23 protein-coding genes are annotated in these 20642 nt (G+C 39.4%); 16 read left to right on the forward strand and 7 right to left on the reverse strand.

Annotated elements, in window-relative coordinates; all coding sequences use genetic code 11:
• Position 1: 1 nt before the first annotated feature.
• The 4 genes from KME09_12495 to KME09_12510 all read left to right on the forward strand — a co-directional run bounded on the left by KME09_12495 (position 2) and on the right by KME09_12510 (position 4162).
• The gene (locus KME09_12495) at positions 2 to 1942 is read left to right on the forward strand and encodes an ABC-F family ATP-binding cassette domain-containing protein (GenBank protein MBW4534744.1); all 1941 of its coding nucleotides are present in this window, start codon (positions 2 to 4) and stop codon (positions 1940 to 1942) included.
• 88 nt (positions 1943 to 2030) lie between these two features.
• Entirely contained in the window at positions 2031 to 2561 is a 531-nt protein-coding gene (cysC, locus tag KME09_12500) for an adenylyl-sulfate kinase (GenBank protein ID MBW4534745.1), read from the forward strand.
• Between the two features lie 76 nt (positions 2562 to 2637).
• Positions 2638 to 3117 carry a hypothetical protein gene (locus tag KME09_12505; protein MBW4534746.1) on the forward strand — a complete coding sequence of 160 codons (480 nt, stop codon included), beginning with the start codon at positions 2638 to 2640 and terminating at the stop codon, positions 3115 to 3117.
• Positions 3118 to 3823: 706 nt separating this feature from the next.
• Entirely contained in the window at positions 3824 to 4162 is a 339-nt protein-coding gene (locus KME09_12510; GenBank protein ID MBW4534747.1) for an STAS domain-containing protein, read from the forward strand.
• A 114-nt stretch (positions 4163 to 4276) separates the two neighbouring features.
• On the opposite strand, the gene sodX is transcribed toward KME09_12510, so the two are convergent.
• A complete protein-coding gene (sodX, locus tag KME09_12515) occupies positions 4277 to 4630 on the reverse strand; it encodes a nickel-type superoxide dismutase maturation protease (protein ID MBW4534748.1) in 354 nt (117 codons plus the stop codon).
• A gap of 505 nt (positions 4631 to 5135) precedes the next feature.
• Between sodX and KME09_12520 the strand changes: the two genes are divergently transcribed.
• Both KME09_12520 and KME09_12525 read left to right on the forward strand, forming a co-directional pair.
• Entirely contained in the window at positions 5136 to 6797 is a 1662-nt protein-coding gene (locus tag KME09_12520; GenBank protein MBW4534749.1) for an ABC transporter substrate-binding protein, read from the forward strand.
• Positions 6798 to 6851: 54 nt separating this feature from the next.
• A complete protein-coding gene (locus tag KME09_12525) occupies positions 6852 to 7835 on the forward strand; it encodes a glycosyltransferase family 2 protein (protein MBW4534750.1) in 984 nt (327 codons plus the stop codon).
• A gap of 13 nt (positions 7836 to 7848) precedes the next feature.
• Here KME09_12525 and KME09_12530 read toward each other — a convergent pair whose 3' ends face one another.
• The 4 genes from KME09_12530 to KME09_12545 all read right to left on the reverse strand — a co-directional run bounded on the left by KME09_12530 (position 7849) and on the right by KME09_12545 (position 10785).
• On the reverse strand, positions 7849 to 8361 hold the full coding sequence (locus KME09_12530) for a PD40 domain-containing protein (protein MBW4534751.1): 513 nt from the start codon (positions 8359 to 8361) through the stop codon (positions 7849 to 7851).
• Between the two features lie 40 nt (positions 8362 to 8401).
• Entirely contained in the window at positions 8402 to 8926 is a 525-nt protein-coding gene (locus tag KME09_12535; GenBank protein ID MBW4534752.1) for a hypothetical protein, read from the reverse strand.
• Positions 8927 to 9097: 171 nt separating this feature from the next.
• Entirely contained in the window at positions 9098 to 9736 is a 639-nt protein-coding gene (locus KME09_12540) for a peroxiredoxin (protein ID MBW4534753.1), read from the reverse strand.
• A gap of 122 nt (positions 9737 to 9858) precedes the next feature.
• Positions 9859 to 10785, reverse strand: a complete 927-nt coding sequence (locus KME09_12545) for a hypothetical protein (GenBank protein ID MBW4534754.1) — start codon at positions 10783 to 10785, stop codon at positions 9859 to 9861.
• 191 nt (positions 10786 to 10976) lie between these two features.
• On the opposite strand from KME09_12545, the gene KME09_12550 reads away from it, so the two are divergent.
• The 9 genes from KME09_12550 (at position 10977) to KME09_12590 (ending at position 17170) form a co-directional block, all read left to right on the forward strand.
• Positions 10977 to 12113, forward strand: coding sequence for an alanine--glyoxylate aminotransferase family protein (locus KME09_12550; GenBank protein MBW4534755.1), 1137 nt, complete (start codon positions 10977 to 10979; stop codon positions 12111 to 12113).
• Positions 12114 to 12331: 218 nt separating this feature from the next.
• Complete coding sequence (locus tag KME09_12555; GenBank protein MBW4534756.1) at positions 12332 to 13309, forward strand: dienelactone hydrolase; 978 nt, start codon at positions 12332 to 12334, stop codon at positions 13307 to 13309.
• 224 nt (positions 13310 to 13533) lie between these two features.
• Positions 13534 to 13737, forward strand: coding sequence for a hypothetical protein (locus KME09_12560; protein MBW4534757.1), 204 nt, complete (start codon positions 13534 to 13536; stop codon positions 13735 to 13737).
• Entirely contained in the window at positions 13715 to 14047 is a 333-nt protein-coding gene (locus KME09_12565) for a type II toxin-antitoxin system PemK/MazF family toxin (protein MBW4534758.1), read from the forward strand. The genes KME09_12560 and KME09_12565 overlap by 23 nt, the downstream gene beginning before the upstream one ends.
• 131 nt (positions 14048 to 14178) lie before the next feature.
• The gene (locus KME09_12570; protein MBW4534759.1) at positions 14179 to 14400 is read left to right on the forward strand and encodes a hypothetical protein; all 222 of its coding nucleotides are present in this window, start codon (positions 14179 to 14181) and stop codon (positions 14398 to 14400) included.
• Positions 14400 to 14663 (forward strand): Txe/YoeB family addiction module toxin, encoded by a 264-nt coding sequence (locus KME09_12575; protein ID MBW4534760.1) that lies wholly within the window; start codon positions 14400 to 14402, stop codon positions 14661 to 14663. The genes KME09_12570 and KME09_12575 overlap by 1 nt, the downstream gene beginning before the upstream one ends.
• Before the next feature lie 215 nt (positions 14664 to 14878).
• The gene (locus tag KME09_12580) at positions 14879 to 15169 is read left to right on the forward strand and encodes a DUF1664 domain-containing protein (GenBank protein MBW4534761.1); all 291 of its coding nucleotides are present in this window, start codon (positions 14879 to 14881) and stop codon (positions 15167 to 15169) included.
• A gap of 330 nt (positions 15170 to 15499) precedes the next feature.
• Positions 15500 to 15718: a BrnA antitoxin family protein gene (locus KME09_12585; GenBank protein ID MBW4534762.1), complete on the forward strand. Its 219-nt coding sequence runs from the start codon at positions 15500 to 15502 to the stop codon at positions 15716 to 15718.
• Positions 15719 to 15970: 252 nt separating this feature from the next.
• Entirely contained in the window at positions 15971 to 17170 is a 1200-nt protein-coding gene (locus KME09_12590; protein MBW4534763.1) for a phosphoglycerate kinase, read from the forward strand.
• Between the two features lie 449 nt (positions 17171 to 17619).
• Here the strand turns inward: KME09_12590 and KME09_12595 are convergent, their stop codons facing one another.
• Entirely contained in the window at positions 17620 to 18000 is a 381-nt protein-coding gene (locus tag KME09_12595) for a DUF1499 domain-containing protein (protein MBW4534764.1), read from the reverse strand.
• 228 nt (positions 18001 to 18228) lie between these two features.
• The gene (locus KME09_12600; GenBank protein MBW4534765.1) at positions 18229 to 19470 is read right to left on the reverse strand and encodes a PDZ domain-containing protein; all 1242 of its coding nucleotides are present in this window, start codon (positions 19468 to 19470) and stop codon (positions 18229 to 18231) included.
• A 481-nt stretch (positions 19471 to 19951) separates the two neighbouring features.
• On the opposite strand from KME09_12600, the gene KME09_12605 reads away from it, so the two are divergent.
• Positions 19952 to 20620 carry a cytochrome b6 gene (locus KME09_12605; GenBank protein ID MBW4534766.1) on the forward strand — a complete coding sequence of 223 codons (669 nt, stop codon included), beginning with the start codon at positions 19952 to 19954 and terminating at the stop codon, positions 20618 to 20620.
• The last annotated feature ends 22 nt before the right edge of the window (positions 20621 to 20642 follow it).

Below are 20642 nucleotides of genomic sequence, written 5' to 3' on the forward strand. Positions count from 1 at the left end.
AATGAGCATTTTAACTCTACAGAATATTAAAAAAGATTTTGGCATCAAAGAAATATTGCGGGATGCCAGCTTTAGCATCGAACCTAACGACAAAGTGGGGTTGATTGGCGTTAATGGCTCTGGTAAGTCTACTCTGTTAAAGATGATTGCTGGAATTGAGCCGACGGATGGTGGTCAGCGTTTGCTTAAGTCTGGAGCCAGAGTTATTTATCTACCCCAACAGCCTGAAATAGATGAAAATCTCACGGTAATCGACCAAGTGTTTGCTGATAGTGGAGAGCAGATGCAGCTAGTGCGGGAATATGAGGATTTATCCCACAAAATAGCTTTGGCAAAGGGTGGTGATTTGGAGACTTTAATGTCTCGTTTAGCCACGGTAACAGAAAAAATGGCGACTCTCGGCGCTTGGGATTTGGAAACAAAAGCCAAGATTGTTTTGAGTAAATTAGGGATTGAGGATTTTGATGCCAAAGTAAAAGATCTTTCTGGAGGATATCGTAAACGTATTGCTCTAGCTGCTGCTTTGCTTAACGAACCAGATCTTTTAATGATGGATGAGCCGACTAACCACCTCGATGCTGAGTCGGTGGAGTGGTTACAGGAATATTTAGCTCGTTTTCAGGGAGCAATTTTATTAATTACTCACGATCGCTATTTTTTAGATAATGTTACCACTCGCATCTTAGAAATCGATCGCGCCGATCTTTATGCCTACTCTGGTAATTATTCTTACTATCTAGAGAAAAAAGCGCTCCAAGAAGAGTCTGTTGCCAGTAGCCAACGTAAATTTCAGGGTGTTTTAAGGCGGGAGCTAGAATGGCTCAAGAAAGGGCCAAAAGCCCGTAGTACGAAGCAAAAAGCTCGGATCGATCGCATTGGCGACATGCAGGATCGGGAGTTCAAGCAAACACAGGAAAAGGTTGATATTGATACTCCAGGTAGACGCATCGGCAAAAAAGTAATTGAACTGGAGAATATTGCTAAATCCTACGACGGACATATCCTGTTTAAAGATTTTAGCTATGAATTTACCCCAAGCGATCGCATTGGCATCATTGGTGCTAATGGTGCAGGGAAGTCTACTCTGATGAACATTATTACTGGACGGATCGAACCAGACCAAGGCAAGGTAGATATTGGCAAGACAATTCATATCGGTTACTTCGATCAACATTCCGATAATATTTTGGCTGCTCTAGATGAAAATCAACGAGTAATTGAATATATTAAGGAAGTGGCAGAAGTTGTGACTACGGCTGATGGTACTAAAATCACCGCTTCTCAAATGTTAGAGAAGTTTCTTTTTCCTCCCGATCAACAATATGCGCCGATACATAAACTCTCAGGTGGGGAAAAGCGGAGGCTGTTTTTGCTCCAGGTATTGATGGATGCTCCTAATGTGCTGATCTTAGATGAACCTACTAACGATTTAGACGTACAGACTTTAGCGATTCTCGAAGACTATCTAGAGAACTTTAACGGCTGTGTGATTGTCGTTTCTCACGATCGCTATTTTCTAGATCGGACTGTAGAATTTATTTTAGCGATCGAGCCAGAAGGAGAAGTGAGACTCTATCCTGGTAATTATTCGGTCTATTTAGAACAGAAAAAAAAGGCAGACAAATTAGATAAATTAGCTAAACAAGAACAAATTGTTGCCAAACCACAAGAAACTCAACCAAAAAACCCCAGTAGCAGTAAATCTAGCCCTCAAGATAAGACCATCAAACCTTTATCTAACTTTGAAAGACGAGAATATCAAAAGTTAGAAGCCAAAATTGCGCAAATGGAAATTGACAAAGAAAAGCTGGAAAACTCTCTGGCAGAAAACTGTAGTGATTTTAACCTAGTGCAGGAACTGTCTGCCAAATTAGCATCGTTAAACGCCGAGATCGATCATCATACCGAACTCTGGATGACCTTAGCCGAAAGAGAAACGTAAATCTGTAAATCTATTTAACTTTGACCTTAGACCCCCATCAAGTAGAATACGGTGAGACATAAAAATTTATTAAAGAATAAAAATTATTATGAAGCAGCAGGGTGTAGTGGTTTGGTTTACTGGATTTAGTGGAGCAGGAAAAAGTACGATCGCGGAAGCACTTACGGAAAAACTGCGGTTTGAAGGATATCAGCTAGAGGTTTTAGACGGTGACGAAATCAGAGAAAATTTGACTAAAGACCTAGGCTTTTCCAAAGAAGATCGAGACACTAACATCCGCCGTATTGGTTTTGTGGCAAAACTATTAGCTCGTAATGGCGTAATTGTTTTAGTCCCTGTTATCAGTCCTTATCGTGCCATCAGAGAGGAAATGAGGGCTAATATCGATGATTTCGTGGAAGTTTTTGTTAATGCTCCCATCTCAGTCTGTGAAGAACGGGATGTTAAAGGGTTATACAAACAAGTCCGAGCAGGTAAAATTAAGCAGTTTACAGGCATCGACGATCCTTATGAGCCTCCAACCAACCCTGAAGTTGAATGTCGCACCGATCTCGAAGATGTCTCAGAAAGTGTTGCTAAAATCCTAACTCAATTGAAAAAACAGGGATATTTGACATAAGCACTATTTGTGTTTCTATTTGTGCTTCGGCTTAACTGAGTTTAAGTCTGGCAAATCTTATAAACTTGCTATAGCGATGGATAATATTATCTCTAATTCGGTTGACTTACCTTTAAAAGTCAGTCAAATAGTATGTTTAGAGCATCAAAACAGTTATCTTTATGGTGAGGTAATTCAGTTAATTCCTCACCGTCAACTTTGTTGGTTTAGACCACTTTGTTTAGTCATCTCGGCTGATACACCAAGTAGCTTGAAGTCAGAGTCGTTAGAGCGATCGCTTGAATTAGAATTCCTTCAGCAAGAACGTTCATCCAAATTAATCCAAAACTTTGACTATAGTAAAAGCGCTCAAGAACTTAAGTTAATTGATTTACAATCTGGTTCAGATTTATTGTGGCCAGCTAGTTTATTTCGACCTGCTCTAGACACAGAAATAATTTATTTAATACCACAATTACAAGATAATAGCTATCATTTTGACCAGAAAATCTCCAATCAAAAATATTTAAACAAGTTTATTCATTCATTTTGGCAGGCTCATCAAGATAAGTTTTAAATATGATTAAAATCATGTTTGATGACATTTGCTTTCCTTTGGGGTAAAAAATGCAATTTTTCCTTACTTTTTACTTTTATACTCTAAATTCTATTGATATTAAGAAGAAACAACTGTTTACATTATGGATTTAGTAAATTCCAATACCAAATATTAATTTCAACTCAATCATAATAAATCTACTGTTAACAACAATATAGCCATACGTAAAAACGTTAGGGCATTTTTGAAATACTACTTTCTCTTTGCTTCTTACGAAATTTTCTTATCCGAAGGTTTACCCTTTAGGGCAACGGAATTTCGCGTTTCTTACGAGCCGATTATTATTAATGTCCTAATCTAACTTTGTACGGATATGGTTAATGGCGTAGCGGATTTTTAAATGTTGGTTTAAGCTGAAAGTTTAGTGAATGCCCTGATTTAAGCGATCCACAAATTGATTATAAATATTATAAATAAATATAAAGTGTTTCTCATGATTTAGGGTGGAACGGAGTTTTCAACACATAGTATGGATCTAGAGGCTGTAAAGCAATATACCTAGATCCACAACCGACAAAATTTAAGGTAAAAATTTAGGGATACTTCATTTACTTATTAAGATTACGTAAATTACGTAAAAAATAGTAGATATCCGTAAATATACAGATTAATCTTAAAACATAAAACTAGTTTTTGAGCAATATCTAGGACGAGAAACAATAAAATGAGCAGCACACAAACACGTACAAAATTTACGACTTTTAGACCAGAAGGTTTCTTAAGCGCAGCAAATGCAACAGAGTTTCTGGAGCGTTTAACGGTGGAAGTAAAGTCCTCAGTAGACTCTGCTTTACTAGTAAATATGGAAGCCGTAGAATTTATGGATAGTGCAGGCTTAATGGCACTAATTAAAGCATTTCGTTTGGCAGAAAGCCTCGGTCACAGTTTCGGAATTTGCTCGGTTCCTCCGTCAGTACGAATCATGTTTGAGCTTACTCAGTTAGATAAAGTTTTTGAAATTTTTGAAGATCAAAGCGCTTTTCAACTAGCAGTGGATCGATAATCAACGAGCTTGTTTAGTTGCGAAAAATTTAGCTGTGTTTTGGTGAAACAAGTTTAATTAGGACAATACTGTTGTTTGCGACTCTTGATAGTTACAAGTCATCTAATAAATTCATTAGTGAAATTTACTAGTAACCTTGCCCATAATGTCAGAGAACTCTATCGTTCCCCAGTGGCGACTGTCAGTGCTAGCTTCAGCGTTATCTCCTGTGACAAAATAGCTATTATTCTCTTTGAGCGCGGTAATTCTTTTGACTATAGGTAAATTGACCTGTAGCGGGTGTAGAGTGACTATAATGTCACCAATTTGAGGCAAATATTTTTGGTAAGCATGGAGATCGAGCAGAATTTCATCCCCTGGCTGTAGTAATGGCAGCATCGACTCTCCCACAACTTTTAAACGTTTTCTCCTACGTAATAGCAAGAGCAAAAGTTCCCGATATGTTGTCTTGGGCAATATTTTTGCCATGTCAGCAAATAAAAATCAGTAATTTTAATTGTCATACCATTTCTCCTTAAACTTGCACTTAATATTTTGATTGTAAATCTCGCGCAAAGACGCAGAGACGCAAAGAATTTTCAGTGCAATTAGGACTCATCAAGCAGATCTAAGCAAACCTGTAAAAAAGCGATCGCTTCTGTGTCGATTTTATGTTTCCTCGCGGGAAGACCCCATCTCAATACTTCTCGTTTAAGCTTTGTTATTGATTAGTTAAGTAGTAGGTAGTCCTAAAGGACGACGCGTAGCTAGTGCTTTAGCATAAACTTCGCAAATAGGTAGTGAATAGTAGGTAGCGTTACTCGTTACTCGTTACTCGTTACTTTTCTAGCCTCATATATTAATCCGCATTTGTTAAACGAGAAGTATTAGACCCCGTCTCCGACGGCGGTAGCGTCAAAGTTTTAGTTTTCTGAGGACGATTTGTTTAATTACCCAGTATCATGCGGGATAGACTTTTAAATCTTACTAGGTAATGAGTACTAATCGATTTTCTGGCATTGGGCAACGACTGAGAAAAATCAGTAAATATTTAGGTAAATATCTAATTCTATTTTCTTTTTGTTTTATCTTGGCGGTGGGGTGCAACAGTCAAAATCAGTCGGAGACAAAGCCAATTGATAGTAATCGTATTTCTGTCGGTACAACTTTAAAGCCACGCACTCTCGATCCCGCAGATAGCTACGAAATAGCAGGGTTAAACATTCTTTATAATGTGGCAGAAAGTCTTTATACCTACGAAGTCGGCACCACAAACATTAAGCCACTCTTAGCAACTGCCATGCCAGTCATTGACGAAGCTGGTTTGATTTACACCATTCCTTTGAGAACAGGGGTAACTTTTCATGATGGTGCAGTGTTTAATGCTAAGGCGATGGCGTTTTCGCTGCAACGTTTTATCGAAAATGGCGGAAAACCTGCTTTCCTGTTAGGCGATGTGATTAAGTCAGTGGAAGCAACAGGTGAATACGAGCTAAAAATTACCCTCAAACAACCCTTTGCTGCTTTTCCCGCATTACTCGCTTTTCCAGGTGCTTGTGCTGTATCACCCCAAGCCTACAAGATAGGTGCAGGAGAATTTAATCCCAATAAGTTAGTGGGGACAGGCAGATATAAACTAAGTCAGTTCAAAAGCGATTCGATCGGTCTCGATCGCAATCCTAATTATTGGGGTGAAGCGCCAGCCAATCAAGGCATTAATTTACAGGTTTATGGCGGAAATTCAGCTAACTTGTTTAATAGCTTTGAAACCAAAGCAGTTGACGTAGCCTATCAGTCTCTCGATCCTCAGCAAATAGAAAGCCTACTAGAAAAGAAAACAGAGCATCAGGCAATTGAAGGTTCGGGAACAGTGGTTAACTATCTCGTCTTGAATCTACAGCAAGAACCCTTAAACCAGCCAGAAGTGCGTCAGGCGATCGCTGCGAGCATTAATCGTGGTTTAATCAACGAAAGAGTTTTAAAAGGACAAGCTGAACCGATTTATAGTCTTGTACCCACAGCATTTGCTGCTTATGAACCGACATTTAAAAAACTATATGGTGAAGCTAATACGGCTAAAGCCAAAGAATTGCTCACCAAAGCAGGTTATTCCGCGCAAAATCCAGCGATCGTCGAAATTTGGCATCCCAGCGGCTCAATTACCAGGGGGATTGTGGCAGAAACGATTAAAGCCTATGCCGAAAGTGAACTAGGAGGAATAGTGCAGTTTGTTCCCCAGAGTGTAGAGTCGGCTTCCTTTTTTAGCAATCTCAGTCAGGGAATATATCCTGCTGCTTTAGTCGATTGGTATCCAGACTTTCTCGATCCAGATAATTATCTTCAGCCTTTTCTCGGCTGTAGCCAGGGTTCAGCTAAGACTGGTTGTAAATCGGGTGCAGCACAAAGTCGTGGTTCATTCTATTATAGCGATCGCGCTAACCAGCTAATCGAGCAATCTCGACAGGAACAAGATGTCGCTAAGCGCCAAGCAATTTTAGTTCAATTACAGGAAGTAATGAGTCAGGATGTACCTTATATTCCCCTTTGGCAGACTAAAGATTATGCCTTTGCGCAAAACGATATTAACGGCGTAGTGATCAATCCCAGTCAAACCTTCCCTTTTTGGACGATCGAGCGCAGTAGCAATGAACAATGAACAATCTAGGCTCATCTTCTTAAAGATACGGTTTGCCTTGGCAACAAAAACAATATGAAACTGATTATTCAAATTCCTTGCTATAACGAGGAGGCAACTCTAGGGTTAACCTTATCGCAACTTCCTCGGCAATTACCTGGTATCGATCGGGTGGAGTGGCTGATTATCAATGATGGTAGTCGCGATCGCACTTTAGAAGTAGCACAAGCTTGTGGTGTTGACCATATTGTTAATTTACAGTCTAATCAAGGTTTGGCTAAAGGCTTTATGGCGGGAATCGAGGCTTGTCTTGAGGCGGGAGCAGATATTATTGTCAATACCGATGCCGATAATCAATACTGTGCAGCCGATATTCCTAAGTTAATTGCGCCGATTTTAGAGGGATATGCTGAGATCGTGATTGGTGCTAGACCAATTCAGTCAATTCAACATTTTTCCCCCATCAAAAAATTGCTGCAAAATTTAGGTAGTTTTGTCGTTCGTCTGGCTAGTCAAACCCAGATTCCTGATGCTCCCAGCGGTTTTCGAGCCATCAGTAGAGAGGCTGCTTTGAGGCTGAACGTTTTCAATGAATATACCTACACCTTAGAAACTATTATTCAAGCTGGTCAAAAGGGTTTAATCATTACTTCTGTTCCCATCCGTACCAACGGCTTTCTGCGTCCTTCTCGGTTAGTTAAAAATATCTCTACTTATGTTCAGCGCTCTATTCTAACCATTGTGCGGATCTTTATGACTTATCGTCCGCTAAAGTTCTTTATGCTGCTGGGAAGTGTCCCTTTTAGTCTCGGATTTTTACTTTGCTGTCGTTGGCTATGGTTATTTTGGGGAATTATCGGCGACGATCCTGCTAAACCCCGCGTACCTAGTTTAATCCTGGCGGCTATGTTGATTCTCATTGGCGTTCAGCTGTGGATATTTGGGTTAATCGCCGATTTAATGGGGGTAAATCGTCAGTTACTGGAAGATATTCAGTTGCGTTTACGTCGTCAAGAATATAGTCAGAAAAAAAGCGACAAAAAAAGCCCTAAAAAATGACGCGCAGCTTTTCCTAATTACTATCGACTTTATGCTTAACAATAACGATTTTCCACTGTCCTAACTGACTAGCCTGAAAAGCAACTTGACTACCATCACCACTAATAGTAGGCTGCTGGGCAGAGCCTTTAACATTAACCGTTAACAATTCAGTTTTTTGCTGTTGGCGATCGTAAACAAAAATATCACTTTTACCTCTTTCGGTGGATACATAGGCAATATAGCGACCATTTGAGCTTAAAGCAGGTTGATCTTGTGTAGAATCTCGGCGATTAAGATTGGGTAAAGAGATCAAACGTTTTTCCTGAAGATCGTAGAGAAAAATATCTCTTTGACCGCGCCTATCCGAAGCAAAAGCTAAATAACGACCATCTTGGCTATAGTCGGGGTATTCTTCGGGAGAATTACTGTTAATACCTCCAGGAATAATCTCTGGCTGGGTTAACAAATTACCACTACAACTACTACAAGCGCTAACCAGAGTCACTCCTAACAAGAAGAATTTAGCGATTTGATTAAGTAGCATACGGCATTTAGAATTTTTAACTTGATTATCAGTTTCAATCCTAAGCGATTCCAAGCTTTTGTAGATTTTCTTGGTGCAGATTTACTTTAGACTGATACATTTCAATTAATTCTTCGTTAGAAACCTTGAGAATTTCAATGATATTGTCTGCCCAAATCATTTCGCCACAGTAGAAAAACTCAATTCTTTTGGAGTTATGAGGAACATAATAGGCGATCGCTCTAAAGAAATCTATTTTAGCCAATTTTTCTCTAATTGCGATGTCGTAAGCATATAAACCAGCTTCCATTAACCTTTCTTTCTGAAAGTCAGTCGGATACCATTCTTCAGTTAAAGCTTGGCATAAAATTTCATTGGCATCAGGAAGAACTAGTTTTTTATTTTGGATTAAAGCCCAATACTCTAAACCAAGAAACCAGCCAATAAAAGACTGAATTTTACTCTCTAAATTATTGTTGCAGTTTTCAATCAAATCACAAATTTCTGCATCAAAATAAACTCCATATTTTTTCAGAACTGGAAAATACTTACGCAAAATTTCTTCTTCAGTATAAGATAGCTCCATGCCCCACAACATATAATTAGCGCCTCCTAATTGCTGTTAATCCTCTAGTTTAATCATACGCTCAACGAAAATCTTAAGAGCGATCGCATATTACCTAAAATCGTCTTATTGCGCCATAAAAAAGGGCAGGTAATACCCACCCTAATCGCTGATTGTAATCGTCACACAACCTTACTTATTTGGTTGAGGAGTCATCCGTAAATAAGGCTTAATTTCATCAACTCCTTTAGGAAATTTCTGTCTTGCTTGGTCAGTAGGAATAGCGGGAGAAACTACTACGTCTTCACCATCTTTCCAGTTAACGGGAGTAGCAACTGAATAATTATCAGTTAGCTGCAAGGAATCGATAACTCTGAGAATTTCGGGGAAATTACGACCTGTACTTGGGGGATAAGTTAAGGTGAGGCGTAATTTTTTGTTGGGATCAATAATGAACACAGAACGCACTGTTACCTTGGCATCGGCATTCGGATGAATCATGTCATAAAGGTCACAAACCTTTTTATCTCCATCTGCCAAGATTGGATAGTCAACTTTTGTTCCTTGAGTTTCGTCAATGTCACAAATCCAACCCTGGTGAGAGTCAGCATCATCAACGCTCAAAGCAATTGTTTTAACATTACGCTTGTCAAATTCAGATCTGAGTTTAGCAACTTCACCTAATTCAGTGGTACAGACAGGAGTGTAGTCAGCAGGGTGTGAGAAGAGAACTACCCAGCTATCTCCAGCCCATTCATAAAAGGAGATTTCTCCCATGCTGGAATCTTGAGTAAAATCAGGCACAGTGTCGCCTAATCTAAGTTGAGCCATTGTAAAAACCTCGATTTCGTTTTAGAAAAGCAGATTTTTATCTTCCCATGAAACACTATACATAATATCCTGTGCTTAATTGTTCTTGATAAGAAATCTTATCTCTTAATTCAAGTTAGTCTTTAAGGCAATTTAGAAGCTTGCTTAACTGCTGCCCAATCCTCTGGTTGAACTCTTTGATATAAACCATCAGTACAAACTACACCAATACTTCCATCTGCTGCGGGGCTTGCCTCATAAAAAGCGACAATTGGCGTCTCATTGTCGAGATCTACTAAATTTTGGGCGGATAAAAAAGCATTCACTAAATAAGGTTCTTGAGTTTTTGGATGATAAAACACAGATTCGTCATAGACAAAATCTTGCAATGCCAGCTTAACTGTCTCTAGACTACTCATATCTGGCAATTTATACTCATTTTGCTCAGCATAACTGCGCAAAGCACTACCTAAGCTTTGTAGATGAGATTCAACCTGGGAGTTAACTGCTACTAAATTTGCTTGCTCACATGCTTCTTTTGATTGCTGTTCAGCTTTTTCGAGCATCGCTAAATCCGTCTTGAGATCAAAAGGGCGAACATTATTTAAACTACCAATGGTTTTTAAATTCAAGAGAGATAAGGCAACAGTAGTTTCTGGCGTGATTTTTTCAGTAGCTGTAATTGAAGCGCAATCACCTCCTGTTAAAGCAGCCGTAGAACCCATAAAATTTTCTAGCAGGGAGTTAATATTCAAGGGTTCGCCTGAAGTTGCTAGGCGATAGGCAACTAAATAGATTTCATCGTTAACCTTAACTGTTTTACCTTGAGTGTAATAAATATTATTATAAATATCAGCACCAAAAAGACTAGTCCAAGACTTCATCAGGTCTGCCATTTCATACTGACCACTAATCGCTACTTGTCGCCAAGAGTCATCTAAATCTTTGAATTGTTTTGTTAGAGGTGCTTGTTTGCCAGAAATGAGCTGCTGAAAGTCATTAGCAAGACATTTTTCGCTACAAGTAAAGATAGAAGTTGCTATAGCTAATGCTAGCGTTATTTTTCGCATAATTAATTCTTCAAATACTATCTTAAGCTAAACTTTCACTCAAGATAGCCTAGGCAAATTGCTTCGCCCACAGTGGTTTTACTCATTAGTTTTTCAATCCTATTGACTACTTTTTTTTTGGTCGATGTACATGCGTCCTTGCCATAAGATAAAATAAACGACCTGGTTAGCTGAATAATAAGGAAGACTTCATGGAAGACAAGCATATGTTAATGATTCCTGGGCCCACTCCAGTCCCAGCGAAAGTATTGGTTTCTCTAGGCAAACACCCGATCGGCCATCGTAGTGGTGATTTTAGTCAAATTATTGCCGAGATTAATCAGAATTTAAAATGGCTACATCAGACTAAAAACGAAGTGCTTTCCCTTAACGTATCAGGTACGGGGGCAATGGAAGCGGGCATGATTAACTTCCTCAGTCCTGGCGATCGCGTTTTGGTTGGTGTCAACGGTAAGTTTGGCGATCGCTGGGCGCAGATCTGCGAAGTGTTTGGCATGAACACCGAACGGATTACGGCCCAATGGGGTAAGCCTCTAGACACCGAAGAAATTCGCGCTAAGTTAGAAGCAGATACCAACAAAGAGATCAAAGCGGTGGTCATTACTCACTCGGAAACATCCGCAGGGGTACTCAACGACTTAGAAACGATTAACCAGCACGTAAAAGCTCACGGCGAAGCTTTAATTATTGTTGATGCTGTTACTAGTTTAGGTGCTTATAATATCCCCATCGATGACTTGGGATTAGACGTAGTGGCATCTGGTTCCCAGAAAGGCTATATGATTCCCCCAGGTTTGGGCTTTATTTCAGTCAGTGACAAAGCGTGGAAGGCTTATGAAACTAGTAAGTTTCCTCGTTTCTACATGGACTTGGGTAAATACAAAAAAGCCAATGCTAAAAATAGCAGTCCCTTTACTCCTCCCATCAACCTGATGTTTGGATTACAAACCGCTTTAGAAATGATGCAGCAAGAAGGTTTAGAAAATATTTTTGCCCGTCATCTACGCTTGACCAATGCTACTCGCGATGCTGCTAAAGCAATGGGGTTAAATCTCCTAGCGCCTGATAATGCAGCAAGTACAGCAGTAACAGCAATCATGAGCGATGATGCTGAAGCAATTAGATCTACCATGCGTCAGAAATACGATATTGCTCTAGCTGGTGGACAGGATCATCTTAAAGGTAAGATTTTCCGCGTGGGTCATCTAGGCTTTGTCAGCGATCGCGATATCTTAACGGTCATTTCTTGTCTAGAAGCGACTTTAACTGAGCTTGGTCATGATTTTGAACCCAAATCTGGAGTTAAGGCTGCCGCTGCGGTACTTTAGCTCTTGGGGATTTTGCCCCTAAGTCTGCAATGTTCAAGTCTCCCAACAATGGGGGACTTCGTTCTTTTTGAAAGATTAAATCTTCATCTAAAGCCCAAACTAAGCAAAATAAGCTTTTGGCGGTAGATTATGCACAATGAAGGGAGGAACTTAAAGCTGGTTTTTTAGGCAACATTCTAAAATGTAACCAAACTCATATTCAATAAAACATAAAAAATATGAATGTTAAAGCTTTTTGGAAAGCTACGAAAGTCGAAAATGCTCAACCACCATACGACACAATACAGCTTAAGGTATTTTATCCAGCATCAACTCCAGATAATCAGCAGATATTCTCTTCGTACCCTGCCGATCGAGCTAAAGCTCCTTTTCCCGTAGTAATTTTCTTTAGTGGTGTTAATTGCAATTTAGCAATGTACGAGTGGTTAGCGCTCAAATTAGTTCCTCGTGGGCTGGTAGTAGTTTTGTTTAACTGGTTAGGAGAAAGCTTTCCTGGTAGCATTTCACTCACTCCTGGTGTTGATTTTGCTGCATTGTCACCTAATGTCTATGGTACTATTCCCTCCGCTTTGGCTTTACCTGCACTTTTAGCTGAATTAAAGCAGTTAAATACAATGGATGTACTTAAAGATCTGTTAGATTTGCAAAAGATTGTATTAGGCGGACATTCTGCTGGCGGGAGGATAGCTTTAGAAAATGCTAACACTCAATTTTTTAGCCAAGTAACTGCTGCTTTTAGTTACGGAGCGCACACTGCTGCTCCAATTCAAGTAGGATACGAGCCTAATACTATTCTATCTTTGCCGAATTCTACACCGATGTTGCTGCTTGGAGGTACTGAAGACGGAGTAATTGCTAATAATAGCCATATCTATGGTGTCAATGAATGGGAAACCGCAGCAACTCCTATTGTACGAACATTTAGAGAAGCTATTTCGAGAGAACAAGCTGATTCTTATTTAGTTTTATTGGCAGGAGCAAATCACTTTTCTGTTGTCGATCGCCTTGACCCTACTTTACAAGTTACTGCTTTAGATTTTCCGCCCACTCAACCACAATCTCAAAATCGCTCAATCATAGCGGAGGTAATTGGTTTGTTTATCGATTTTCATGTCCGCCAAGAATCAGAAGCATCTTCCCAGCTTAAACGATTACTAAAAGAAAATTCTCTAATCGCATCTTTTGAATGCAAGTAAACGATCGACATGACGTTTGATAGAGGAGAATCGGACGCTCAAAGCCGATCTGGAAACTAATTCTTTCTTGCTGTCTGATTTTCTCTGGAATGGACAAAAAGCAAAGAGCGAATGATTGTGTATTAGAGATCGCTTTTCTATCTCTACACATAAAAGACGCGATCGCATCTCGTAGGTGCAGCTAAAATTATAATTTACAATCAGAAACTTGCCAAAATAAATAAATGTTAAAAACATTGATAGCAACTGTGCGCCAAGGAAAAATCGAAATATTAGATGAATTAGAACTTCCTGAAGGAACAAGAGTTTTAGTGACAGTTTTACCCGATCAAGAAACAGAATTTTGGAGTAAAACTAGCCAAGTTTCTTTAGATAAAGTTTGGCATAATTCAGAGGATGATATCTATGCCGAACTACTTAAAGAATGATGTTATCTTAGTTCGTTATCCTTTTTCTGATTTATCTAACTCTAAAGTTAGACCTGCTATTATAGTTAACACTCGGCATATTTCCCAGAAGATTTTAATAGTTCCCATCACAAGTAAAACAAATTCTTTATTGTCAGAAGAATTTGTTTTAGTTGATTGGCAAGCACCAGGATTAAATGTCTCTAGTGCAGTTAAAAGTATTTATACGATCGATCAAAAGCTAGTTATTAAAATTATTGGCAAACTGCAAAAGCCTGATGCTCAAAAATTAGATCTTGCTCTCAAAAGCTGGCTAGGTTTATCAGACTAACTATTATAGCGATCGCTTTTCCATCTCTACATATTAAAAATGCGATCGCATCACTATAAAATTTGCCAGCTCTAATGAGGTTAAGACAAATGTTATATTATGTTGGTAAAATCGACTGAATTTTAACCATAATGCAAAGTTCATATAGATTAAAAGCTAATGAATTAGATGAAAAATTTATAGCTGGTTTGAAAGAGACTTACAAAGATAAAGATATTGAGATTATTATTTACGAAGTAAATGAAACGGAATATTTACTTCAGTCTGACGTAAACAGACAAAGATTGATGCAAGCTAAGACCAATGTTGACAACAAGACTAATTTGGTTGAAATTGACTTAGAAGACTTGTAATGAGCAGAAGAATAGTCTTTGAATCGTCTGCGTTTGCAGATTTCAATGATTGGGTAAAGTTAGACAAAAAAATACATCGCAAAATTATCGAACTGATCAAAGATATTAATCGCCATCCTTTTCAAGGTTTGGGAAAACCAGAAGCATTAAAGCACGATCTTAGTGGTTATTGGTCAAGAAGAATAGATCGCGAGCATCGTCTAGTTTATAAAGTGACTAATGAGGAAATAATCATTCTGTCTTGTAAATATCATTACGGCTAGATTATGAGCGATCGCGAAGCGTAGGCGCGACGCGGAGCTAGTCCTTTAGGGGAGCCTAATCGCTTTTCTATACTCTACCCATGAAAAAGGCGATCGCAAAAGTCACAGATCGTACTATTCATTAATAGCTAGAGTGAGATAATAAAATTGAAAGGGAAGCCTCCTGACGGTCATCTAGAAGCTTTCCCAAGCTAAAACTTACTCATAGTATACTAATGGCAACCAAACAAAGTACAGATCTAAAAGAACTCAAAACTCTGATTAGCGATCGCTTTGATCAACTCGATGGCAAGGTTGAGAAGTTGACTGAAAAAGTAGACTCAATCGATAAAAGGCTGATAGCGGTAGAAACCAAAGTAGATTCAACGGAGAAACGATTGGGTACCGTAGAGAGTAAATTACCTGACATTTCAGAAAAGTTTGGTGAACTCAAGAACTGGAGACAAATAGCATTTATTATTATTGCTGCTGTAATAGGCTGGTTTGCTAGAAGCACTAAGTTTTAGATCATCTTTCTATTTGATAACGCGATCGCGAAGCGTAGGCGCGACGCGGAGCTAGTCCTTTAGGGAAGCCTAATCGCTTTTCTATCTCCACACATAAAAGGTGCGATCTCCAATTTTATAAACAGGACGAAGTGAAACCCGACAACAAATATCTATGGCGATCGCCAATCCATTATTGATGAATTAATAACGGTCGAGATTAGTATTGCAATCCCATTATTTTAGGCTCATAAAATACGCTCAAAGTTGTCTTGGCGATCGCATATCTAAGAGAGTGGTATATAGAAATACTCGCAACACAATTTAAATGCGATACCGCAGCTTTTTATTATGAAAGACGAGTACGATTTCTCTGACTCAGTTCAGAATCCATACTTCAAGAAACTCAAGAAGCAGGTGACGATTCGACTTGAAGAAGAAGTTATAGATTATTTCAAGGGTTTATCTGAAGAGATGGGAGTTCCATATCAGAGTCTAATAAATCTCTACCTCCAAGATTGTGTGCGATCGCAGAAAAAGTTATCTCTTGAGTGGGTACAAAATATCTAGCCGAGACTTGCAATGAGATCTTAAATTCTTATAGCGATCGCTTTATTTTAAGCTCATAAAACACGCTCAAAGTCGTCTTGGCGATCGCGCTTCTTCCCTTGCCGAATAATTACTGTAGTAGGATGCTTCCTTTAGTGCAGTCCCTCTGGTAGATTAATCCTAGCCCCAATTTTAAAATTTATTTTATGTTCATCGTTGAACTTGGGTGATTTTTATTAATTTATTTAACAAGCAATTAGGAGGAAAGTTGTAGTGGCTAAGAAGACTGTCGCGAGTTTAACCGAAGCAGATATTTCTGGAAAAAGAATTTTAGTAAGAGCCGATTTTAATGTTCCCTTAGATGATAGTGGCAACATTACCGATGATACTCGCATCAAAGCTGCATTACCCACCATTCAAGATTTAGTGGGCAAGGGCGGTAAAGTTATCTTATGTAGCCACATGGGTCGTCCCAAGGGTGCGGTGAAAGAAGAATTACGCCTTACTCCCGTGGCTGAAAGACTTTCTGAGCTATTAGGACAAGATGTGACTAAGTGTGATGATTGTATTGGCGACAGCGTAGCTTCTATTGTTAATGCCATGAGCAATGGTCAGGTTGTCTTGTTAGAAAACCTACGTTTTCATAATGAAGAAGAAGCAAATGACCCTGAATTTGCTAAACAGCTAGCTGCTAATGCAGATTTATACGTTAACGAGGCATTTGGTACGGCTCACCGCGCTCATGCTTCCACTGAAGGCGTAACTCATTATTTAAGTCCTAGCGTTGCTGGTTACTTGATTGAGAAAGAATTAGACTATCTTCAAGATGCAGTTGATAATCCTAAACGTCCTTTGGCAGCGATTATTGGTGGTTCTAAAGTTTCGAGCAAAATTGGTGTAATTGAAACTTTATTAGATAAGTGCGACAAGCTGCTGATTGGTGGCGGGATGATCTTTACTTTCTATAAAGCTCGTGGCTTGAGCGTAGGTAATTCTTTGGTAGAAGAGGATAAACTAGAGCTAGCTAAATCCTTAGAAGCTAAAGCCAAAGAACAAGGTGTAGAATTGCTGTTACCGACTGACGTTGTGGTAGCTGATAATTTTGCTCCTGATGCTAATGCTCAAACCGTAAGTATTGAAAATATTCCAGATGGCTGGATGGGACTAGATATTGGCCCCGATTCCATTAAAGTGTTTCAAGATGCTTTGGCTGACTGCAACGCCGTAATTTGGAATGGCCCCATGGGTGTATTTGAATTTGATAAGTTTGCTGCGGGAACAGAAGCGATCGCCCATACTCTAGCAGGTAAATCTGATGCGGTTACCATCATTGGTGGTGGTGATTCCGTCGCTGCGGTCGAAAAAGTTGGTGTAGCAGAAAAAATGAGTCACATCTCTACTGGTGGTGGTGCAAGTCTAGAATTGCTGGAAGGTAAAACTCTGCCTGGTATCGTTGCTTTGGATGAAGCTTAGACAGTAAGCAATCAGCAATTAGTTGTATTTAGCCTGTAGATTAACCTTTCTACAGGCTTTTTTTGTTGGTAGGATTCATTAATATAGCCGTACAAAGTTAGATTAGGACATTAATAGTAATTGGCTCGTAAGTAGCGCGAAATTCCGTTGCCCTAAAGGACTAGCCCTAAAGGATTAGCTCGCAAGCTCGCGTCCTTCGCGTCGCGCGGGTTCCCCGCGTTGCCCTAAAGGGTACACCTTCGGATAAGGAAATTTCGTAAGAAGGAAATAGGAAATAGGAAGTAGTATTTCAAAGATGTCCTAACGTTTTTACGTAGGGCTATACTAGAAAAAGTAGCTGGAAAAAATCGAGCTCCAGTATGGCTATTGAATAAAGCGATCGCGTTTTCATCGGTTGGGCAAGATCAACCAGAGTAATCAACATTTCAGGAAAGATCTTTGCCCACCAATTATTTTTTCAGTTTGCTTCTAATTTCTTCAACTCGCTTGCGATTGACTCCTAAATCGGATTTCCCCAACCTAGAGGCAGAGCGTACTTGAACGCCATTGGCATCAGAGCCAAGATAAAATTCTACATCATCTACATAGCCCATGAGCTTACTTTTAAACTCAGCATAAAGATAGTTCTCATTTTCTTCAATAATGGTAGCCCCCTCCATGCTATCTACTACTGTTTTAATCTCGGCAATAGATACCGCAGGCAAAGGTTCAATTTTTGCTTGAGCATTATCACTTTGACTATTGACACAGTTAGGAGTTCCAGGACAAGGGGCTAACTTACCATCTTTAACTCCTAAATTGCTGGGTTTTGTTCCCTTAAAGTTAAACATCTGATTAAATCTCTTGCTAAAATTTCGTTTTATTCTTAATCAGAATATTTTACACTAGACTAAATATGCCATGCCTGAATCAAGCGATCGCTTTTAGTTTCCGACTTTATCCTAAAGGATACCCTAAAGGACTAGCTCCTATCGTCACGTCCTAAAGGACTTGTCTCGCATAGTTGGAGATACCGCTCCGCGACACGAAGTTAGTCCTTTAGGGCATATCGCACTTCGTTATTCTGCCTTAGCTAAAACACTTACTCCACCTGTTACCAGCCTTAATGCCTCTTGGTATTGCTGATCGGCTGACGTAGCAATTTGCGCATAGGTAATTGGTTGCTGGGTAATTACGTCATCGGGCATAATCCCGAGCTTATTGATATCAGTATGGTTCGGAGTTTCATATTTGGCTACTGTTACAGCTAAACCTGCACCGTCGGGCAACTCAAATAAAGATTGAATTAGTCCCTTGCCAAAAGTTTTTTCCCCCACTAATAAAGCTCTCTCATTATCTTGTAATGCACCAGCTAGAATTTCACTAGCACTAGCAGTACCCTGGTTGACCAAAACTACTAACGGATCTGCCGTTAAAATTTCATTATTAGATTCAAAGCTACCTAAAGCTCCTTGACGATTCACGGTATAAACAATCGTACCGTTATCAATCCACATGCGAGCGATTTCTATCCCCGCCTGTAACAAACCGCCAGGATTATTCCGCAGATCGAGAATATAAGCCTCTGCACCCTGCTTTTCTAACTTGTTAACCCCGTGAGCAATTTCCTTCGCCGCATTGGCACTGAACTGATTTAAACGCACGTAACCAACTTTTTTGTCGGTATTGGTATCCAAAGCAGTATAAACAGGATTGAGAGAAATGCGATCGCGTACTATTTCTACATTACGCGGTTTAGCAGCTCGATCTTGACCAGACTGGATTCTTAGAGATACTTTACTCCCTCTTGCCCCACGCATCATTGCTGCTGCTTCATCTAAAGTTATGGTTTTAGCATCTACTCCATCAATTTCTAGAATGCTGTCTCTTGGTTCAATTCCTGCTGCTTCGGCAGGAGAACCAGCCAAAGGAGAAATTACTTCGATTAATTTAGTTTCGGGGTTAACATTAATCTGTAGCCCCACACCCGAAAGTTCTCCTGAAGTGTTGACTTGTAAACTATGATACTGCTCTGGTCTAAGTAATCTCGTAAAAGGATCGTCTAGAGTTGCCAGCATTTCTTCTATAGCATCATAAGTCTCTTCGCGATCGCGTAACGGCTTTTTAATAAATGTTTCTCTTAACTTCCACCAGTTTTGATGGTTGAGGGTTTCATCTAAGTAAGACTGATTGACAATTCGCCAAGATTGCAACAGTAACTTTTGCTCCTCTGTGAAGGCTTGAGCATCAGGGGTATACCAGCAAAAAGAACCAATCCAGAAAAGTACTGCTAAAGCAAAGGAAAAAACTTTTTTGACCATAAGTAGTAGAGATTAAGTAAGGCTATATCTTGACTATTGACTATTATTTTAAATTTAGCAATTCTTAATTAATTGTTACGTATTAATCGAGGTTGTTTTTTGAGGTGGATTATTTTAACTGTCAATCTGTTGCAGGATATCTAGTTATCCCTAGCTAAAATTGGCGTATAATACGACAATAAATAAAGACATCATAGCTTAAAGCTATGTTACATTCTCTCATATAGAGCTAAAGCATCCCTAGTATGGTTTGGCTCTATTGTGGACTTAAACAGCAAATATACATAATGCGCAATTTCTGTTCCTGAACAGATAAACTTTAATAAAGCACGCATTTGCTACCTGAGACTTTGTATAGCGGTATTGTAAATGCTATCTTCCCAGCCAATAATTCTGAGATTGTAGATTGATGCCAAGCTCTGCAAGTCTAATCGGTAAACCCATCCATAACTATTTTTTGTTAGCTAATCTATAAGGCTTCATGTTTTCTAAACAAGTAACAGATTCAAAAACTTTTCAGTGGTTTGATGAGCGTCTGGAAATTCAAGCAATCTCCGATGACATCAGCAGTAAATATGTACCACCCCATGTCAATATTTTTTATTGCTTGGGCGGTATTACTCTAGTTTGCTTTCTAATTCAGTTTGCGACTGGATTCTGCATGACTTTTTATTACAAACCCAGCGTCGCTGAAGCATTTACATCAGTTGAGTACCTCATGAACGAAGTCAGCTTTGGCTGGTTAATTCGCTCAATCCATCGCTGGTCAGCCAGCATGATGGTCTTGATGATGATTTTACATACTTTCCGCGTTTACCTAACTGGTGGTTTTAAAAAGCCCCGTGAGCTGACCTGGATTACTGGAGTAATCATGGCAGTACTGACAGTTAGCTTTGGGGTAACTGGCTATTCTCTTCCTTGGGATCAAGTTGGTTATTGGGCGGTAAAAATTGTATCTGGTGTCCCCGCAGCCATTCCCGTAGTCGGCGATCAAATGGTTGAATTATTAAGAGGCGGTGCTAGTGTTGGTCAAGCCACCCTAACGCGTTTTTACAGCCTACATACTTTCGTCCTACCTTGGTTGATTGCAGTATTTATGCTGTTGCACTTTTTAATGATTCGCAAACAAGGTATCTCTGGGCCTTTGTAAATAATCAACCAGAGTTTCCGTC

It is taken from the genome of Pleurocapsa minor HA4230-MV1 (assembly GCA_019359095.1).
Classification (GTDB): domain Bacteria; phylum Cyanobacteriota; class Cyanobacteriia; order Cyanobacteriales; family Xenococcaceae; genus Waterburya; species Waterburya minor.

Coding starts and splice junctions, on each gene's coding strand:
- sodX (MBW4534748.1), bottom strand. CDS start 4,630: ATGGCAAAAATATTGCCCAAGACAACATATCGGGAACTTTTGCTCTTG.
- KME09_12595 (MBW4534764.1), bottom strand. CDS start 18,000: ATGTTTAACTTTAAGGGAACAAAACCCAGCAATTTAGGAGTTAAAGAT.
- KME09_12570 (MBW4534759.1), top strand. CDS start 14,179: ATGCAAAGTTCATATAGATTAAAAGCTAATGAATTAGATGAAAAATTT.
- KME09_12505 (MBW4534746.1), top strand. CDS start 2,638: ATGGATAATATTATCTCTAATTCGGTTGACTTACCTTTAAAAGTCAGT.
- KME09_12495 (MBW4534744.1), top strand. CDS start 2: ATGAGCATTTTAACTCTACAGAATATTAAAAAAGATTTTGGCATCAAA.
- KME09_12580 (MBW4534761.1), top strand. CDS start 14,879: ATGGCAACCAAACAAAGTACAGATCTAAAAGAACTCAAAACTCTGATT.
- KME09_12575 (MBW4534760.1), top strand. CDS start 14,400: ATGAGCAGAAGAATAGTCTTTGAATCGTCTGCGTTTGCAGATTTCAAT.
- cysC (MBW4534745.1), top strand. CDS start 2,031: ATGAAGCAGCAGGGTGTAGTGGTTTGGTTTACTGGATTTAGTGGAGCA.
- KME09_12530 (MBW4534751.1), bottom strand. CDS start 8,361: ATGCTACTTAATCAAATCGCTAAATTCTTCTTGTTAGGAGTGACTCTG.
- KME09_12565 (MBW4534758.1), top strand. CDS start 13,715: ATGCCGAACTACTTAAAGAATGATGTTATCTTAGTTCGTTATCCTTTT.
- KME09_12585 (MBW4534762.1), top strand. CDS start 15,500: ATGAAAGACGAGTACGATTTCTCTGACTCAGTTCAGAATCCATACTTC.
- KME09_12535 (MBW4534752.1), bottom strand. CDS start 8,926: ATGGAGCTATCTTATACTGAAGAAGAAATTTTGCGTAAGTATTTTCCA.
- KME09_12605 (MBW4534766.1), top strand. CDS start 19,952: ATGTTTTCTAAACAAGTAACAGATTCAAAAACTTTTCAGTGGTTTGAT.
- KME09_12520 (MBW4534749.1), top strand. CDS start 5,136: ATGAGTACTAATCGATTTTCTGGCATTGGGCAACGACTGAGAAAAATC.
- KME09_12525 (MBW4534750.1), top strand. CDS start 6,852: ATGAAACTGATTATTCAAATTCCTTGCTATAACGAGGAGGCAACTCTA.
- KME09_12560 (MBW4534757.1), top strand. CDS start 13,534: ATGTTAAAAACATTGATAGCAACTGTGCGCCAAGGAAAAATCGAAATA.
- KME09_12510 (MBW4534747.1), top strand. CDS start 3,824: ATGAGCAGCACACAAACACGTACAAAATTTACGACTTTTAGACCAGAA.
- KME09_12600 (MBW4534765.1), bottom strand. CDS start 19,470: ATGGTCAAAAAAGTTTTTTCCTTTGCTTTAGCAGTACTTTTCTGGATT.
- KME09_12545 (MBW4534754.1), bottom strand. CDS start 10,785: ATGCGAAAAATAACGCTAGCATTAGCTATAGCAACTTCTATCTTTACT.
- KME09_12540 (MBW4534753.1), bottom strand. CDS start 9,736: ATGGCTCAACTTAGATTAGGCGACACTGTGCCTGATTTTACTCAAGAT.
- KME09_12550 (MBW4534755.1), top strand. CDS start 10,977: ATGGAAGACAAGCATATGTTAATGATTCCTGGGCCCACTCCAGTCCCA.
- KME09_12555 (MBW4534756.1), top strand. CDS start 12,332: ATGAATGTTAAAGCTTTTTGGAAAGCTACGAAAGTCGAAAATGCTCAA.